Source organism: Treponema sp. (assembly GCF_017430385.1).
Taxonomy (GTDB): domain Bacteria; phylum Spirochaetota; class Spirochaetia; order Treponematales; family Treponemataceae; genus Treponema_D.
On sequence record NZ_JAFRNB010000177.1, the window covers coordinates 1 to 15,654 of the forward strand.

The following is a 15,654-nucleotide window of genomic DNA, read 5'->3' on the forward strand; positions in this document are numbered from 1 at the left end:
CGTAAGTGTTCTTCCCATGTGGAAATGGCTGTTGGCATGAAAAATTCCTATTGAATTCTAAGAATGTGTGCTATCATATAAGTGTAAGAGGAGATTTACTATGATTGTACGCGATTTTATGACCAAAAACCCGATTTATACCAACCCAAAAGAGTTGATTGCAAATGTCAAAAACATGATGGACAGGGAACAGATTACAAAAGTTCCTGTCCTCGATGATTCTGGCAAGCTGATTGGCGTGATTACGAAGACTGATTTAAAGAAAACCATGCCTTCAAATGCAACTACGCTCGATATTTACGAACTAAGCTATCTTCTTTCAAAAATCACTGTCGAAAAAGTGATGAAAAAGCAGCCGATTACGATTCAAAAGGATGCTACGATTGAGGAAGCCGCAAAAATCATGTCCGAGAAGGGGATTTCAAGCCTTATCGTCATGGACGGTGAGGTTCTTTCGGGAATTCTCACAAAGACAGACCTTTTCAGGGCAGTTGTCGATATGTTCGGATTCAAATACGACGGTGTGCGTGTTGAAGTCGAATTGAGCGACAATCCGGGCGAACTTGCAAAAATCAGCAAGGCAATCGCTGACCAGAACGGCAAGATTGTCTCAGTTATCACGGCCGACGGAAGCGATGTGAGCAAACGCCTTGTCACTATCAAAATAATCGGCCTCAAAAAAGAACAGGTCGAAGATATTTTGGGCAAAGTAGGCTGCGACATCAAAGATATCCGCTAAAAGCCGTTCGTCTGTGGGAAAGCCCACACGATTCAATTCTCAAAAAACAAGGCTGTCCGGGAAGCAAAAACTTCTTTGGACAGCCTTGTTGCTAAAACATGCTGATTGCCATAGCTAGCAAGAACTTAGAAGTTCCACATCAATCCTAAAGTCGGTGAAACGCAGTATTTTCCGCTCATACTATAATCTTTTGAATACGAATTAAGTTTGTATTTGAAAGTTCCAGTAGGCAGATAAGCGGAAGGGCGCAAGCCAGAAAATTCGCGCCTATTTTTCTTCCTTTTTACTCAGAGAATTGAGATACTCGCGACTGAGGTTTTCGTGGTCTTTGAGCATTGCATACGGAACGCCATAAGCCTTTTCCACATCGTCGCGGGTGAGGACTTCTTCTGGAGTGCCGAGTGCCATGTCGCGGTTAGGGTAGAAGAGCAGAACAGTGTCGGCATACTTTTTGGTTAAATCAAGCTCATGCATTGAAATGTAAATCGTGGTACCAGTCTTGTGAACATATTCTTTGAGATAAGCAAGGGCTGTTTCCTTTTGATGCGGCTCCATTGCAAAAAGTGGCTCGTCCATGAAAAGCGATGCGCTGCCGTACAAAATGCCGAACGCAAGCAGAACCCGCTGAATCTCGCCTTTGCTCAAATGTGTGAGTGCGTGGTCGAGGACATCTTTAAGCTCAAAAACATCGATTACCTCGTTAAGAAGGTCCCCGCCCTCGGTCGTGTTTCGGATTGCCTTAGCGTTGCCTTTGAGCGCACCATTCTGATAAACGAATGAAAGAAGCTCGCTAACTTTGTCCTCGGTTTCAAATTCCATGTTCTGATAAATGACCGAAGCAAGGAGATTTTTTTGCTCGTCGTCCAGTTTTGCAGGATTCTGCCCAAGAAGAGAAACAGTGCCGCTCTGAGGTGCCAGCCGCCCGCTTGCCAGAAGCATGAGAGTGGTCTTTCCGCAACCGTTCTGACCGACAAAGCTAACGAAGCCCTTTGGAAGCGTTGCCGAAAAATGCTCGAAAATCGGTTTTGGCTCAATCTGTTTGCCGTTCTCGTCCAAGTCGCCCTCAACGGCCGGGTAAGTGAAAGTTATATCGTTAATTTCAAGAAAATCTGTGTTATTCATGTTTTAAAGATACTGAAAATTCGTGAAAAAGAAAAGAAGAAAGAATGACTGCATACAAATTATTGTAAAAAGCCCGCCTTTCAGCTAAAATGATGGCATGTCTTACGAAGTTACCGCTACCCGTCGCAGACCTCAGGCGTTTGAGGCTCTTGCTGGTCAGGAATTTGTTGCCGAAACGCTCAAGAATGCGATTCAATCTCAGAAAATTGCTCATGCTTATCTTTTTTCAGGCCCGCGAGGTTGTGGAAAAACTTCTACTGCCCGAATTCTGGCAAAAGCTCTCAACTGTGCGAACGGCCCGACTGCCACTCCTTGTGGAAAATGTCAGCAATGTTTGGAAATCACCAAAGGAGCGAGCACTGATGTAATCGAAATCGACGGTGCTTCAAATACTTCCGTAAACGATGTTCGTCAGATTAAAGATGAGGTTCTCTTTCCGCCGCAGGGTTCACGATACAAGATTTACATTATCGACGAGGTGCACATGCTTTCCACCTCGGCATTCAACGCACTTTTGAAAACTATCGAAGAGCCGCCTCCATACTGTATTTTCATTTTTGCCACCACTGAATTGCAGAAAGTTCCTGCTACGATTAAGTCTCGATGTCAGCAATTCAATTTCCGTCTTGTTCCGATTGAGCGGGTCAAGCAGCTTTTGGCTGAGGCAGCCGCAGAAATCAATATCAAGGCCGATGACGAGGCACTTTACTGGGTTGCGCGAGAGTCAACTGGCTCTGTCCGCGACGCTTACACGCTTTTCGACCAGGTTGCAGCTTTTAGTGGCGATCATATCACTTATGACAAAATCCGTGACAAGCTCGGTCTGGTCGGTGTTGACCGTCTCAATGCTATTTTTGAGGATGCCGCCCAGAACAAAACTCAGGAAGCACTTCTTAAAATCGATGAATTCTTGCAGAACGGAGTTTCAATCGAACAATTTATCGTAAACTGCACGGATTATTTGCGTTCTCTTCTATTGATAAGGGCTGGAATCACAAAAGAAGCTTTGCTCGGCCAGTCTCGTGACAGGTATTCGCAGATTGTTTTGCAGACATGGAATCCGATTCAGCTTGAACGCGCGCTTTCGATTCTTTTGCAGCTTTACCGTGACATCCGCTATTCTCTTTCTCCGCGATATGAGCTGGAACTGGCTTTCTCACGTTTGAGCTGGCTCAGTCAGTATGTTTCTCCAAGTGAAGTCAAAAAGGCAATTGATGAAGCAAAATCTCTTTTGATGCAGGGAAATTCGTCAGCTGTTAGTGGCGGTCAAGTTCCACATCAAAATACACCGCAGAATGTCGCACAGGCTCAAACTCAGGCTCCACGGCAGTTCATTTCAATGCCACAGAATGAGCCTGGTCAGCCTTCACAGCCACAAGCAAGTGCTCCGCAAACTTCTGCAAATCCGTATCTTAACCGCGTAGTTACAGATGTTCCACGCGATACACCGCAGGCAAGTTCTGCCCCTGTACGGAATATTTTCGCACCGCCACCTGCAAATCCGGCTCCGGCAAGCACACCAGCACAGCCACAGGCATCTTTTGCAAATCAGACAGCTTCTCAGCAGCAGGAAACTTTCGCACCTCAAGCAACTACATCACAGCCGAACACTCCGCCGCAATTTTTCAGCGCGCAGTCCGTTCCGCCTGACATGGGAACTACAACAGATGATTTCGCTCCTCCAGATCCCACGCCACCCGATGCCGCTCCGAGCGTAAGTCAGCCATCTTTTAGCTACGGCGGAGCTGTACCGCCTCAACAAACAGCGGCGGCCACACCGAACCAGAGCGATAATTCCTCAGATTTCCGAAGCATTGCAATCAAAGAACTTTCCATGCGCGACCCGATGATTGGAAGTTCTCTTTTGCAGACTGGCGAATGGATAAAATCAAGCGGCACTGTCACCACGCAGGTAAGCTCAACATTCTTGAAAATGCAGCTCGACAGCCACGCACAGAATATTTCGGCTTTCCTTTCGGAACTTCTCGGCGAAAAAGTGCGTTTTGAAGTCAACCTAAAGCAGATTGTAGCAGCCGCTCCAATCGAGCAGAATGCCCCGGTTCAGGTAAAAATCTTGTGCGACACTTTCAAAGGCCAGATTATCGGTCACTCAAAGAAAACCGAACAGGAAATCGCAAATGAAACCGCACAACGAAATGCAGAAAAAGCAAATGCAGGAAACTCTTCTGACGATGAGGACGAGGAATAAACAATTAATTTCTAAAATAATTTATGGGAGAAAATATGAATCCATTTGATATGGTAAAAAACCTCAAGAACCTTGAGGGAACAATGAACACAATGAAGGAAGAGCTGGCTCAGATTAGCGAGACAGGATCTTCGGGCGGAAATATCGTTCAGGTTACGCTCAACGGAAAATTTGAAGTCACAGCAGTCAAGCTTGACCCGATTGCAGTTGACCCACGCGACGTTCAGATGCTTCAGGATTTGATTGTTGCGGCTCATCATGCGGCTATGGACAAGGTTCAGGAGCGAATCAAAGAAAAATCAGGCTCTTTGCTCGGCGGCTTGAACATTCCTGGACTGTAAGTTTGATTTTGGGATTTTCTGATGACTGCGATTGACGAACTCACCGACTCATTTTCACGGCTTCCCGGAATAGGCAAAAAATCAGCGGGAAGGCTTGTAAATTATATTCTCAAAGCGGATTCTGCCTGGATAGCGCGTTTTGCGAATCAGCTTGCAACCTTACAAGAAAAAATTCACGCCTGCTCAATCTGTGGCGCATGGACAGAAACAGATCCATGTCCAATCTGCTCAAACCCGATGCGTGACCAGAGCGTTATCTGCGTTGTAGAGCAGCCTCAGGATGTTGCCACAATCGAAAGTTCCCATGAATTTTCCGGACTTTTCCATGTTCTCGGCGGCGTAATCGCTCCGCTCGAAGGAATCGGCCCGGACCAGCTCAGAATAGCCCAGCTTTTGGAGCGCGTTCGAAGTGGCTCGGTCAAGGAAGTAATCATCGCCACCAATCCAACAGTCGAAGGCGACACAACGGCTCTCTACATCCAGCGGCTTTTATCAGAAATCGAAGGCCTAACAGTAACACGCCTTGCAAGCGGTCTCCCGGTTGGCGGAGATTTGGAATATGCGGACAGGCTAACACTAGCAAGAAGCTTCCGCGGCAGAATGAAGATTTAGAACAAAAAATACATCCTTGTATTTTTGTTCTAACGAGAAAATTCTGTTCACCTAAAGGCAAACACGGCAAATATCGTTAACTTTGCCGTTTGAATTTTCTCTCTTTGCTTTTACCCGCCTCCATGCGGGCGTCTGCATAGTGAGCAAAGCGAACGGAGCAATGGAGCGACAGCGGAACCGCGTACATACTCGCTTCGCTCGTTTGCGTTAGTAGAAATTATTGACATATGTGCTTACGCACATATGCATAGCGACCCGAACGAAAGTGAGGAATGCGCCCAAAAAATTGCTCCTTGCTAATTCCTAATTGCTAATTGCTAATTTCTGCCCTTGTAGCACACACTACATCCTGTAATCATTACATGTTTCTTCCCTTCCGTGCGGTTGAAGAGGCGGGCTATTAGTTCTCCTTCTGGGGGCACTTCTTTTCCGCAGACGGGGCACAATCTTTTTACGCCGGGTTCTGGGCGGGGATAGCAGTGCGGGCAGCCGTGGACTGTCATTCTCTGGTCGGGAGTGTTCATGGGGCGGTAAATTCTTGAGAACATATCTTCGTTTTTTGCGAGCGGGGTTGAGCAGAGCGGGCATCTTACGAATTCTACTCCGCCGTTTTCATTTTTCTGGGTGCGTAAGCCATTGTCTTTGGGAGCCGTTCGAGCCTGCATCTTCTTGAATTTCATAAAAATCATCAGGGCTAAAATCAAAATTACAGAGCCAATAAATAGAAAGAAATAATCCATAAAATGATTATCGGAAATTTTTCGGGATTGTACAAAATTTGTATGAATTTGTTAAATTTTTACGAATTTATTTTAAAAATTTTCCGACTAGTTATATAATAGATAAGGTTTTAATTTAAAAATCAATTTTGGAGAGTATTTTGAATCCGTTAACAAAAAGGCGACTTAGTGACATCAGTTTTGTAATAGACAAAGACCTAAATGTCAAAGATGGTAACAGGGCTTTTCTCAGGCTGATTCATAGAACAGACTTCAACATAAATCTTTCGTATATCCTCGAAGAGCCTGATGTAAAAAATTTCAAATATTTTCTTTCAAATTTTACAGATGGATTTCCGAGGCGCAATTTTCTTGCAAACATCAAACCCTACGAAAATTACATTTCCTGCATTTTTACAATCATAAAAACAGGCAAGCTTTTCAATGTCGTAATCGAGGAACTTTCATATTCACGGCAGCTTTTGGACAAGGCTCTCATGGAAAGCCGAGAGCTTACCGCGCTCATGCAGAATTTTGACTCGTACTATTTTCTTTACGATGGAAAAAAATACACGCTCAAAAATACAAAAGATTTGAACACGATTTTTGACGGGCAAAAAGAGCCTTTCAAGGATTACCTCAAAAACACATTTAAACTTAATCTTTATAACGACGACACTTTAACTCAGCTGGATGCAATGTTCGAAAACATCGAAAATTTTGTTGCGAACAAATATTACACTCTTCTGCAGCTGAACAAAAATATCCTTACAATTCACACACTCAAAACAAGCACGAGAAACAACACATTAATCGTAGCTTCAATCAACCTCAACAAAGAAAACGAGCCTGTGATGAACACATATTCCGAAAGTCGGGATGGTCTTACAGGTCTATACAACAAAAAGGCAATCACGGAGCTTGCAATCAAAAAAATCAACGAAGAAAAAGCTCCGTGCTCGCTTGTAATCCTCGACACTGACAAATTCAAGGAATGTAACGACTCTTACGGACATCTTTTCGGCGACAGGGTTTTGGTCACTATCGCGAACTGCATAAACGATGCAATCAAAGGCCGCGGCATTGCTGGCCGAATCGGTGGCGACGAATTCCTCATTCTTCTTGATGTAACGGACGAAGACGACATCCGCAACATCACAAGAAACATCCGCACAGGAATCCAATGGAACATCACCAATGTTGAGCCGGACAGTTTTGTAACTTGCTCAATGGGTATTGCGCGGTTCCCAGAAAATGCCCCGAATTACGAGCGGCTTTTCGAGCTTGCAGACAAGTCACTTTACATCGCAAAATATCGTGGCCGCAACTGCTACATTCTCTACAAGCCGGAAATTCACGACAAAATTCTTATCGAAAACAAGCAGGTCGATGACTGCATAACAACAGGCAAATTCTTCATGGATTGCGTAAATTCCGAAATAGAAATCCTCGAAAAATTCTGCCACTGCAAAGAATCAGACAAAAATGCAATTTACGAGATTTTAAATCTGCTGATTGGCTACTTGCAAATATCGAAAGTCACGATTTACGACAAAGATTTCAATCTTCTGTATCTTGCGGGCATCGATGAAGTTGATTCGCGCGGGGAATATCTAAAAACCGCAAAGGATTACTTCAAACTTTTCAACGAATTCGGCTTTCTGCACCTCGACAACACGAATGTTCTAAACTCAATCAACGGCGAAAGATACGCATTTTACCGCGCAACGAACATTTCTTCGACAATTGAAATCCGCTTGAAAAACAAAAATGACGAAGACCTTCTGATTTGTTACGATTTGTACAAGCCGGCAAGAACATTCAAAAGGGATAAAATCACATTCGCGCTTCTAGTGGCTAGAAAACTTTCTGAAATTCTGTAAAATATATTAATATGAAAGTTTTAGTTATTGGAAGCGGCGGCCGTGAGCATACAATTGCATGGCGGCTCGCACAGTCAAATCTTATATCAGAAGTAATCTGTGTGCCAGGTAACGGCGGAACAGCAGTTGAAGCAAAATGCCGTAACATCACCCCAAAGGATAATCCTGAGTTAGAAAATCTCTCGTTCAATGATGCAGCAGTTTCTGTCGCAAAAAGCGAAAAAGTTGATTTTGCTGTAATCGGCCCGGAAGATCCGCTTGCAGACGGGATCGCCGATGCCCTTTGGAACGCAGGAATCCCAACAGTCGGCCCAAAATCAAAGGGTGCGGCACTCGAAGCTTCAAAAGATTTGTCAAAAGTCTTCATGAAAAAATACGGAGTCGCTTGCGCAGCTTCAGAAACTTTCACCGATAAAGAAGCAGCCCTCGCTTATGTGCGCTCAAAGGGTGCTCCAATCGTCGTAAAAGCAGACGGACTGGCAGCAGGCAAAGGCGTTGTCGTTGCAAAAACTCTCGACGAAGCCGAAAAAGCCGTCAAGGACTTAATGGACGGAAGCGCAGTCGGAGATGCCGGCAAAAAGCTCGTCATCGAAGAATACTTGCAGGGCGTTGAAATTTCAGTTTTGGCAGCCGTAAGCGTCACAGAAGAATCTGCCGCAAACGGAAAGGCTTGTATCAAAGCTTTCCTGCCTGCCCGCGACCACAAACGCTTGCTCGACGGAGCAAAAGGCCCGAACACAGGCGGAATGGGTGCTGTCTGCCCGCTCAGTGATGTCACAGCCGAGACAATGGCTGCATTCGAAAAAAATATTCTTGAACCAACACTCAAAGGCCTTATCGCCGAAAAGATGGACTACCGCGGATTCATTTTCTTCGGTCTCATGATTACAAAAGACGGACCGAAAGCCCTCGAATACAATGTTCGCTTGGGCGACCCGGAAACACAGGCTGTCCTCCCGATGATGGACTTTGACTTTGCTGAATTGTGCCAGGCAATCATGAACGGCACTTTGAATTCTTTCGAAATGAAATGGAAGAGCGGATTTCAGGTTGCGCCTGTTGCGGTAAGCGGCGGATATCCACTCAAATACGAAAAAGGCAAGGAAATCACTTTCGCCAAGCAGCTGATTGAAAAAGCCGGCGCAAAAGTGTTCATCGCAGGTGCAGTCAAAGAGCGCCGTGTCAATTCTCCGACATTGCTCACTTCTGGCGGCCGAGTTTTGGCTTGCTCAGCACACGGCTCAACTTTCGAAGAAGCCTGGCAGAAAGCTTACGATGCTATGGCCGGCGTAAAATTTGAAGGAATGTTCTTCCGAAAAGACATCGGTTTGCCTGGCGCAGCAGAAAGTAACTAGTTTTTAACCACAGATTACTCAGATTACTCAGATTATGTTTTCCCAAAAAGAAAGTCTCCCGTGAAATACGAGAGACTTTCTTTTTACAAATAAAAAATCTGTGACATTTGTGTAATCTGTGGTTTATTTTATACCCTAAACAGCAAGTCGGAATAAGAAGGATACGGCTTGTATTTTTCGCCGAGGATTGGCTCGATTTTGTCTGCTACGGCACGAGTTGCTTCCATCTGCGGAATCACTTTGTCGGCGTAGAAGCGCGCCTGTTTTGGAACATCGTCGATTGAGACTGCTTCGTTGTGAAGTTTTTCGAGCTTCTGAGCCTCGCTGTCGAGCTTATCCGAAAGCGCGCTGATTTCTTTGAGCACGTTTGCCTGAGCAGAACATTTTGCGTTCGGAACAATTGCCATCACTTTTGAAGCCGACTCTGCGACCGCGTTCATGTAAGCATAGCTTGCCGGCAAAATGTCCTTATAAATCATGTCGAGCATTGTGTTTACTTCGATGTTGAGCACTTTCGAGTATTTTTCGAGCTTAACTTCGTGGTGACTCTTCATCTCGCTTTCGCTGTAAACGCCGTATTTTGTGAACATTTCGATATTCTGAGCATCCAGATAGTGCTCCATTGCGTCCGGCAAAGTTTTGAGATTCAAAAGACCTCGCTTTTCGGCCTCGCGCACCCATTCGTCATCGTAGCCGTTACCGTTGAAGATGATTTTTTTGTGCTCGATAATTTTTTCTTTGATAAGTTCCTGCAAATCCGCATTCAAGTCACTTGATGATTCAAGCCGTGTGGCAAATTCGTCCAGAGTTTCAGCAACAATTGTGTTCAGAACGACGTTCGGACCGGAAATTGAAAGAGAAGAGCCGAGCGAACGGAACTCAAATTTGTTTCCGGTGAATGCGAACGGTGAAGTTCGGTTTCGGTCTGTCGTGTCCTTTGGAATTGCCGGAAGAACAGAAACGCCAATCTGCATTTTTTCTTTTGTTTTCTGGCTGTAAGGAGAGCCGTTTTCGATTGAATCAAGGACGGCCTGCAATTCGTCGCCGATGAACATTGAGATGATGGCAGGAGGAGCCTCGTTTGCACCCAGTCGGTGGTCGTTTCCGGCAGAAGCAACGCTGTCACGGAGCAAATCCTGATGCTTGTCCACAGCCTGAATAACAGCCGTAAGCATGAGAAGGAACTGTGCGTTCTCGCGTGGAGTTTCGCCCGGTTCAAGAAGATTGAAGCCGTCATCAGTGCTCATAGACCAGTTGTTGTGCTTTCCGCTTCCGTTTACGCCAGCAAATGGTTTTTCGGCAAGCAAGCAGTACAATCCGTGCTTCAAAGCGACTTCTTTCATCAAACGCATTGTGAGCTGGTTCTGGTCTGCACTCAAGTTTGTCGTGGTGAAAATTGGAGCCATTTCGTGCTGAGCCGGAGCAACCTCATTGTGCTTTGTCTTGCTCAAAATTCCGAGCTTCCAAAGCTCATTGTCCAAGTCAGCCATGAACTCAGCAATTCGAGGTTTGATTGAGCCGTAGTAGTGATCGTCCATTTCCTGACCTTTCGGTGGCATTGAGCCAAAGAGAGTGCGGCCAGTGAAAATCAAATCCTTTCGCTGTTCCCAAAGTTTTTTGTCGATTAAGAAGTACTCCTGCTCAGGGCCTACAGTTGTAATCACTCGTTTTGCAGATGTATTTCCGAAGAGGCGTAAAATGCGGAGTGCCTGAGTGTTCAAAGCTTCCATTGAGCGAAGGAGCGGAGTCTTTTTGTCCAAAGATTCGCCTGTGTACGAACAGAATGCGGTCGGGATGTAAAGAGAGCCGTCTTTGATAAAAGCGTAGCTGGTTGGATCCCAAGCTGTGTAACCGCGGGCCTCAAAAGTGGCACGAATTCCGCCAGAAGGGAAAGAAGAGCCGTCAACTTCGCCCTTTACAAGCTCTTTGCCCGAAAATTCCATGATAACGCCGGAACCGTTCGGAGAAATAAAAGAGTCGTGCTTTTCGGCAGTAACGCCAGTGAGCGGCTGGAACCAGTGCGTAAAGTGAGTAGCACCTTTTTCAATAGCCCAGTCTTTCATCGCATTCGCAACGACATTCGCAACATCAAGCTCCAGAGGTGAGCCTTGCTGAATAGTCTTTCTGAGCGATTTGTAAGTGTCTTTTGGCAGACGCGCCCTCATCACATCATCATTGAAAACCATGCTTCCAAACAATTCTGGTACAGTATTGTTCATCTTTTCTCCTATTTAGGATTAAGATTATCATAAATCGCCCTTTTGTGGTATAGCGATTCAATCCGAAAATTTCACATCTTCCTTTCTGCAACTTATCCCCTCTTCCTTGCAACTCACCTTTTAGCTGATTGTTTTCGTTTCTTTCCGCGAATATACTCGAAATCATGATGACATTTTTTATTGAACCTTTGCTACTCGGATTTTCAACTGGAACTTACTGCACGATGTATTGTGCGCCGGTTTTAGTTCCGTTTTTGTTCGGTGTGCAGGATTTAAATCAGAAACGCAATCTGTCGCTCACTTTCCTTTTTCTGGCAGGCCGTTTTTTGATGTACATGATTCTTGGGGCTGTTTTTGCAATGGCAGGAATTCTTCTGGAAGATTTTTTCAATCCTGTCCTCGCAAGAAGACTTTCTCAAATCGCGTACATTTTATGCGGCTCAGTGCTTTTGGTGAATTCACTTGGCGTAAAATTTCCCTGGGGAAATGACGCTCACGGTGGCTGTAAATGCAGAAAATTGCATCGTCTAGGAAATGACAAGCTTACAGCAATTTTTGCGGGTCTTTCTGTAGGACTTCACATTTGTCCGCCTTTATGGACGGCAATCGCACGGTCTATGTTCGGCGGGCACGGACTTTCAGGATTCTTCTATTTTATATTTTTTTATCTTGGAACGATGCCATTTTTCCTTCCGATTTTAGGCTTTCCGATTCTTGTCAAACTCGCGCCTGTTTTACGACGGATTGCAAGGATAAGCCAGCTTTTGCTCGCAGTCTTTTTCATAATCTTTGCGGGACTTATTCCGCTTTTATTTCAATAATCTTTGGGGCACAAAATGGTAGTTTCGATAATCTTAAGTTTTTTGATGTCAATTGTGATTTTCTTTTTTGTCGTGATGACGCAGAATTTTTCCGTCACTTCTATAATTTACGCGGCTTTTCTTTTGTTTTTGTTCGCAAGAATGACATTTTCAGAGAGCAAAATCAAAGGAAGTGGAGTGATATATAGAAGAATTTTTCAAATTTTGTTTGCGCTGTTTTTTACTTTTTCTTTTATCGCACGGCTGATTGATGAACGCGGAAGCATGGAGATTACGGCGGCGGCAAGTGCGGCTTCGGAAATTCCGTTCTGCCACATCGCAATTCCGCAGGTTTTTCTTCCGTTTTTGCTGGCAAAAGAAATAATTTTTCCGGCAAGAATCACAGGACATTTTGCCTCGATTGCAAGTATGCTCGGTATTTGGTTCGTCACAACAATTCTGCTCGGTCGGGGCTGGTGCAGCTGGGTTTGCTTTTACGGCGGCTGGGAAGAAGGTTTTTCTCACATCGGGAAAAAACGCCGGCTGAATCTTCTTTCGCACAACAAGGAAATCCGTGAATTTCAATTTGGTTTTCTTGCTTTTATCGCACTTGCTTCACTCGGACTTTTTTCAAGCGTGTACTGCGCATGGTTCTGTCCTTTCAAGACCGTCACTGAATACAGCCCTTTCAATTCCGTGCCTAATATAGTCGGAGGCTGTGTTTTTATATCATTGTTCATCGCTCTTGTCGTAGTTCTTCCGATTCTTACAAAAAGACGGACTCAATGCAGCTCTTTGTGCCCATTTGGAGCCTTTGCCTCGCTCACTGACGGACTCAGCCTGTTCCGCATAAAAATCGACACGGAAAAATGCAAGGGATGCCTAAAATGTGCGGCAGCTTGTCCTTTTGGAGCGATTGACATCTCAACAATCAAAGAGAAAAAAGGAAAGCCGGAGCTGACATGCTCAAAATGCGGAGAATGTGTAAAAGTTTGCAGCGAAAAAGCGATTTCATATTCATTCCATTTTGAAAAAATTTGTGGCCACCCGGAGCCAAGAACAGCTTTTGGACGGGGAATTCAGGCATTTCTTGACCCGGCAAATCTTTTCCGATTCGCGGCATTTTCGTTTGGAGCGGCAATGTCTGGCTCTTTCGTCGTAGATTCTTTGAATCGAATAGTCGGATTTGTACAGGGACTTTTGTAAGAGGAAATTCAAATGAATAAAATGAAAAATTTCTTTTCTGCGGCAGGATATTACGGTCTTTCTTTGCTCGTTGGAACAATCTGTCTGTTTTTTCCACTCGTTTTTTTTGCGACAAGTACAAAAAGTTCAACGATGATTGCAGAAATTTTGAATTTAAAGATTTATTCTCCGTACAACGGTGGTGAAATTGCTCAAAAAATCTCATTTTCGGAATCAGACGGAAGTGATTTTTCGTGCGCAAGCGGAATCAAGTCCTACACAGTTCGCAAGCCGACATTCGGTGGAAAGCAGCCCTACCCCGAATACTGGCAGCTGGAGCTTGAATTTTCAGGCGAAAAGGAAGCATCAAAACCTTTGGAAATAAAAATTTCTTTGGATAGGGATGTTTTCCAATCAAATAAATGGAATTTCTTCGTAAAATTCAACGGAAATGAATGTATCGTTTACGACTCGAATCAGGAAAAAATTTGCAGCGGCCTGACTTTTCTTACCAAAAACAACACTGTCCGCTGTATAAAATTCCCAGTTTCGGACAAGTGGCTTCAAAAAGTTTATGCGGCAAAAAATGCTATTCATCAGATTGAAACTTCGTCCGCAAAATCAGAATTGCTTTCCATAAAGATGAAATAATTGGAAACATCTGATATACTGAATTAATCGAGGTGGATTTTGAAGATAACGATTCTTGACAACACTGACGGAAGCGAAGACGAGGTGATTGTCAGGTGTTCTGTGCTTGATGAAAGTCTGATTTCTCTGCTGAACAGTTTCAAGCATGGCAAGCAAAAACGCACTGTCTACAAGGATGACCGCATTTTTCTGATTGATGACAACGATGCCTTTTATTTTGAATCCGTGGATGACAGGGTTTTTGTCTACACTGCCAGCGATGTCTATGAAACAAGAAGCAAACTCTATCAGCTTGAAAATGAACTTCCTCAAAAAGATTTCATGCGGGCAAACAAGGCCGTCATCATCAACCTGAATAAAATCAAAAGCCTTGCCCCAGCTTTCGGTGGCCGCTTTGAGGCAACTATTGAAAACGGTTACAAAGTGATTATTTCGCGGATGTATGTTCCAGTTTTAAAAGAACGGCTCGGATTGTAAAAAAAGGAGAAAATGGCTTTGAACACACGAAAATTAAAAGAACTTATCGCACTTTTTTCCAAAACAACGACATTGATTTTTATCTGCTCATCGACTTACATCGCGTTGTTTTACGGATTAAAAGTATCTCTTTCCATTTCATACATTTGGGGCGTGCTTGCAATTTCTTTTTTGACAACGGTAAGCTACATTCCTTTTTTAAGGGACCGCGAGCCTGGGAAAATCCAGCTGATTGTAAGCAGAATCATATTTTACATCTTCGTGAACATCGTCGTGCTTTGCGTTGGCTTCTATCTGGACTGGCTTGATACGAGCAGCTGGAAAAGCATTGCCGGAATCGTTGCGACAGTTTTCTGCGTGCACCTGGTTTTGTGGATAGTCGGCTATCATCAGGATTCACAAACCGCCGCAAAAATGAACGAAAAGCTCCACGAGCGCAAAAAGGAATCATAAAAAAAGGCCTGCGAATCAAAAAAATCGCAGGTCTTTCGACTTTTTATTATTTGTTCACAGGTTTTATTATTAATTCTCTATTTTTTAAATTGTGAATATCTTATTTTTCTTTGTGTCGTCTGTCAAGTTCATCGTAGACATCCTGCCAGTTTACGCCCTCTTTGTACATGAGAACGCTCACGAAGTAAAGCAAGTCCGCAGCTTCCCAGATGACTTCTTCTTTTGAATCAGCATCATCGCAAAGTTCTTCGGCTTCTTCCATGACCTTTTCGCGAACCCGTTTTGCATCAAGAGTTGCAGTATAGCTTCCAGGACGAGGATTTGCGAATCGTTCTGCAATCGTGCCGTAAAGTCGTTCGAGATTTGATTTTGCATCCGGCTCGCTTCCAAAGCAAGTGAAGCTTCCTGTATGACAGACTCCACCGTGAGGAATGACAGTCGCAAGAACAGTGTCCCGGTCGCAGTCAACACGCATTTTGAGAAGTTCCAGGAAGTGGCCGCTTGTCTCGCCTTTTGTCCAAAGTGTATTTCGTGTGCGGCTAAAGAAAGTGAGTTTTCCTGTTGCAAAAGATTTTTCGAATGCTTCTTTGTTAGAATAGCCCATCATCAAAACCTCGCCGCTTGGTGACTGAGCGATTACAGGAATCATGCCATCAACTTTTTCAAAATTGAGACAGCCGATGAAAGCGTCTTTGAGACTTACCTTGCCAGTGTACAAAGCCATTCCAAGCTGAACATCGCAGCCGAGTTTTTCAAGTTCAACAATCTGCTCCAAAGTATTTACACCGCCAGCAACAACGACACGGCAGCTTACAGCCTCTCGCAAAGCCCTGCAAGCTTCCATGTCAGTTCCCTGCATACAGCCTTCTTTTTCGACACAAGTGAACAA

At 44.4% G+C, this 15,654-nt stretch carries 15 protein-coding genes; 11 read left to right on the forward strand and 4 right to left on the reverse strand.

Annotated features, from left to right (window positions below; translation table 11 throughout):
* Positions 1-100 precede the first annotated feature (100 nt).
* Positions 101-739 carry a CBS and ACT domain-containing protein gene (locus IJJ71_RS13805; protein ID WP_296847846.1) on the forward strand — a complete coding sequence of 213 codons (639 nt, stop codon included), beginning with the start codon at positions 101-103 and terminating at the stop codon, positions 737-739.
* Positions 740-1,006: 267 nt separating this feature from the next.
* On the opposite strand, the gene IJJ71_RS13810 is transcribed toward IJJ71_RS13805, so the two are convergent.
* Positions 1,007-1,861, reverse strand: a complete 855-nt coding sequence (locus IJJ71_RS13810; RefSeq protein WP_296847848.1) for an ATP-binding cassette domain-containing protein — start codon at positions 1,859-1,861, stop codon at positions 1,007-1,009.
* A gap of 97 nt (positions 1,862-1,958) precedes the next feature.
* Between IJJ71_RS13810 and dnaX the strand changes: the two genes are divergently transcribed.
* Genes dnaX through recR form a run of 3 tightly spaced genes read left to right on the forward strand, consistent with a single transcriptional unit; the run spans position 1,959 to position 5,023 of the window.
* Positions 1,959-4,070 carry a DNA polymerase III subunit gamma/tau gene (gene dnaX, locus IJJ71_RS13815; RefSeq protein WP_296847850.1) on the forward strand — a complete coding sequence of 704 codons (2,112 nt, stop codon included), beginning with the start codon at positions 1,959-1,961 and terminating at the stop codon, positions 4,068-4,070.
* A 35-nt stretch (positions 4,071-4,105) separates the two neighbouring features.
* Positions 4,106-4,411: a YbaB/EbfC family nucleoid-associated protein gene (locus tag IJJ71_RS13820; RefSeq protein WP_296847852.1), complete on the forward strand. Its 306-nt coding sequence runs from the start codon at positions 4,106-4,108 to the stop codon at positions 4,409-4,411.
* A 21-nt stretch (positions 4,412-4,432) separates the two neighbouring features.
* Entirely contained in the window at positions 4,433-5,023 is a 591-nt protein-coding gene (gene recR, locus IJJ71_RS13825) for a recombination mediator RecR (protein WP_296847854.1), read from the forward strand.
* 317 nt (positions 5,024-5,340) lie between these two features.
* Here recR and IJJ71_RS13830 read toward each other — a convergent pair whose 3' ends face one another.
* Complete coding sequence (locus tag IJJ71_RS13830) at positions 5,341-5,763, reverse strand: hypothetical protein (protein ID WP_296847856.1); 423 nt, start codon at positions 5,761-5,763, stop codon at positions 5,341-5,343.
* A 140-nt stretch (positions 5,764-5,903) separates the two neighbouring features.
* Between IJJ71_RS13830 and IJJ71_RS13835 the strand changes: the two genes are divergently transcribed.
* Both IJJ71_RS13835 and purD read left to right on the forward strand, forming a co-directional pair.
* On the forward strand, positions 5,904-7,625 hold the full coding sequence (locus tag IJJ71_RS13835) for a GGDEF domain-containing protein (protein ID WP_296847858.1): 1,722 nt from the start codon (positions 5,904-5,906) through the stop codon (positions 7,623-7,625).
* 11 nt (positions 7,626-7,636) lie between these two features.
* The gene (purD, locus tag IJJ71_RS13840; protein ID WP_296847860.1) at positions 7,637-8,980 is read left to right on the forward strand and encodes a phosphoribosylamine--glycine ligase; all 1,344 of its coding nucleotides are present in this window, start codon (positions 7,637-7,639) and stop codon (positions 8,978-8,980) included.
* 128 nt (positions 8,981-9,108) lie between these two features.
* Here the strand turns inward: purD and IJJ71_RS13845 are convergent, their stop codons facing one another.
* Positions 9,109-11,199 (reverse strand): glutamine synthetase III family protein, encoded by a 2,091-nt coding sequence (locus IJJ71_RS13845; RefSeq protein ID WP_296847862.1) that lies wholly within the window; start codon positions 11,197-11,199, stop codon positions 9,109-9,111.
* A gap of 164 nt (positions 11,200-11,363) precedes the next feature.
* Here IJJ71_RS13845 and IJJ71_RS13850 point away from each other — a divergent pair, with 164 nt between their 5' ends.
* From IJJ71_RS13850 to IJJ71_RS13870, 5 genes are read left to right on the forward strand one after another with little or no spacing between them, the layout of a single operon-like run.
* Positions 11,364-12,020: a sulfite exporter TauE/SafE family protein gene (locus IJJ71_RS13850; protein ID WP_296847864.1), complete on the forward strand. Its 657-nt coding sequence runs from the start codon at positions 11,364-11,366 to the stop codon at positions 12,018-12,020.
* 15 nt (positions 12,021-12,035) lie between these two features.
* Entirely contained in the window at positions 12,036-13,205 is a 1,170-nt protein-coding gene (locus IJJ71_RS13855; RefSeq protein ID WP_296847866.1) for a 4Fe-4S binding protein, read from the forward strand.
* A 12-nt stretch (positions 13,206-13,217) separates the two neighbouring features.
* Positions 13,218-13,835, forward strand: a complete 618-nt coding sequence (locus tag IJJ71_RS13860; RefSeq protein ID WP_296847869.1) for a hypothetical protein — start codon at positions 13,218-13,220, stop codon at positions 13,833-13,835.
* A gap of 39 nt (positions 13,836-13,874) precedes the next feature.
* Positions 13,875-14,312, forward strand: a complete 438-nt coding sequence (locus tag IJJ71_RS13865) for a LytTR family DNA-binding domain-containing protein (protein ID WP_296847871.1) — start codon at positions 13,875-13,877, stop codon at positions 14,310-14,312.
* A 12-nt stretch (positions 14,313-14,324) separates the two neighbouring features.
* Complete coding sequence (locus tag IJJ71_RS13870; protein WP_296847873.1) at positions 14,325-14,765, forward strand: DUF3021 family protein; 441 nt, start codon at positions 14,325-14,327, stop codon at positions 14,763-14,765.
* A gap of 100 nt (positions 14,766-14,865) precedes the next feature.
* Here IJJ71_RS13870 and hisIE read toward each other — a convergent pair.
* The coding region (gene hisIE, locus IJJ71_RS13875; RefSeq protein WP_296847875.1) for a bifunctional phosphoribosyl-AMP cyclohydrolase/phosphoribosyl-ATP diphosphatase HisIE at positions 14,866-15,654 on the reverse strand (789 nt) is incomplete at its 5' end.

Bases quoted from the DNA above. Each gene is read 5' to 3' on its own strand.
- purD (WP_296847860.1), top strand. From the start codon at position 7,637: ATGAAAGTTTTAGTTATTGGAAGCGGCGGCCGTGAGCATACAATTGCA.
- IJJ71_RS13830 (WP_296847856.1), bottom strand. From the start codon at position 5,763: ATGGATTATTTCTTTCTATTTATTGGCTCTGTAATTTTGATTTTAGCC.
- IJJ71_RS13820 (WP_296847852.1), top strand. From the start codon at position 4,106: ATGAATCCATTTGATATGGTAAAAAACCTCAAGAACCTTGAGGGAACA.
- IJJ71_RS13855 (WP_296847866.1), top strand. From the start codon at position 12,036: ATGGTAGTTTCGATAATCTTAAGTTTTTTGATGTCAATTGTGATTTTC.
- IJJ71_RS13810 (WP_296847848.1), bottom strand. From the start codon at position 1,861: ATGAATAACACAGATTTTCTTGAAATTAACGATATAACTTTCACTTAC.
- recR (WP_296847854.1), top strand. From the start codon at position 4,433: ATGACTGCGATTGACGAACTCACCGACTCATTTTCACGGCTTCCCGGA.
- dnaX (WP_296847850.1), top strand. From the start codon at position 1,959: ATGTCTTACGAAGTTACCGCTACCCGTCGCAGACCTCAGGCGTTTGAG.
- IJJ71_RS13860 (WP_296847869.1), top strand. From the start codon at position 13,218: ATGAATAAAATGAAAAATTTCTTTTCTGCGGCAGGATATTACGGTCTT.
- IJJ71_RS13850 (WP_296847864.1), top strand. From the start codon at position 11,364: ATGATGACATTTTTTATTGAACCTTTGCTACTCGGATTTTCAACTGGA.
- IJJ71_RS13845 (WP_296847862.1), bottom strand. From the start codon at position 11,199: ATGAACAATACTGTACCAGAATTGTTTGGAAGCATGGTTTTCAATGAT.
- IJJ71_RS13870 (WP_296847873.1), top strand. From the start codon at position 14,325: ATGGCTTTGAACACACGAAAATTAAAAGAACTTATCGCACTTTTTTCC.
- IJJ71_RS13805 (WP_296847846.1), top strand. From the start codon at position 101: ATGATTGTACGCGATTTTATGACCAAAAACCCGATTTATACCAACCCA.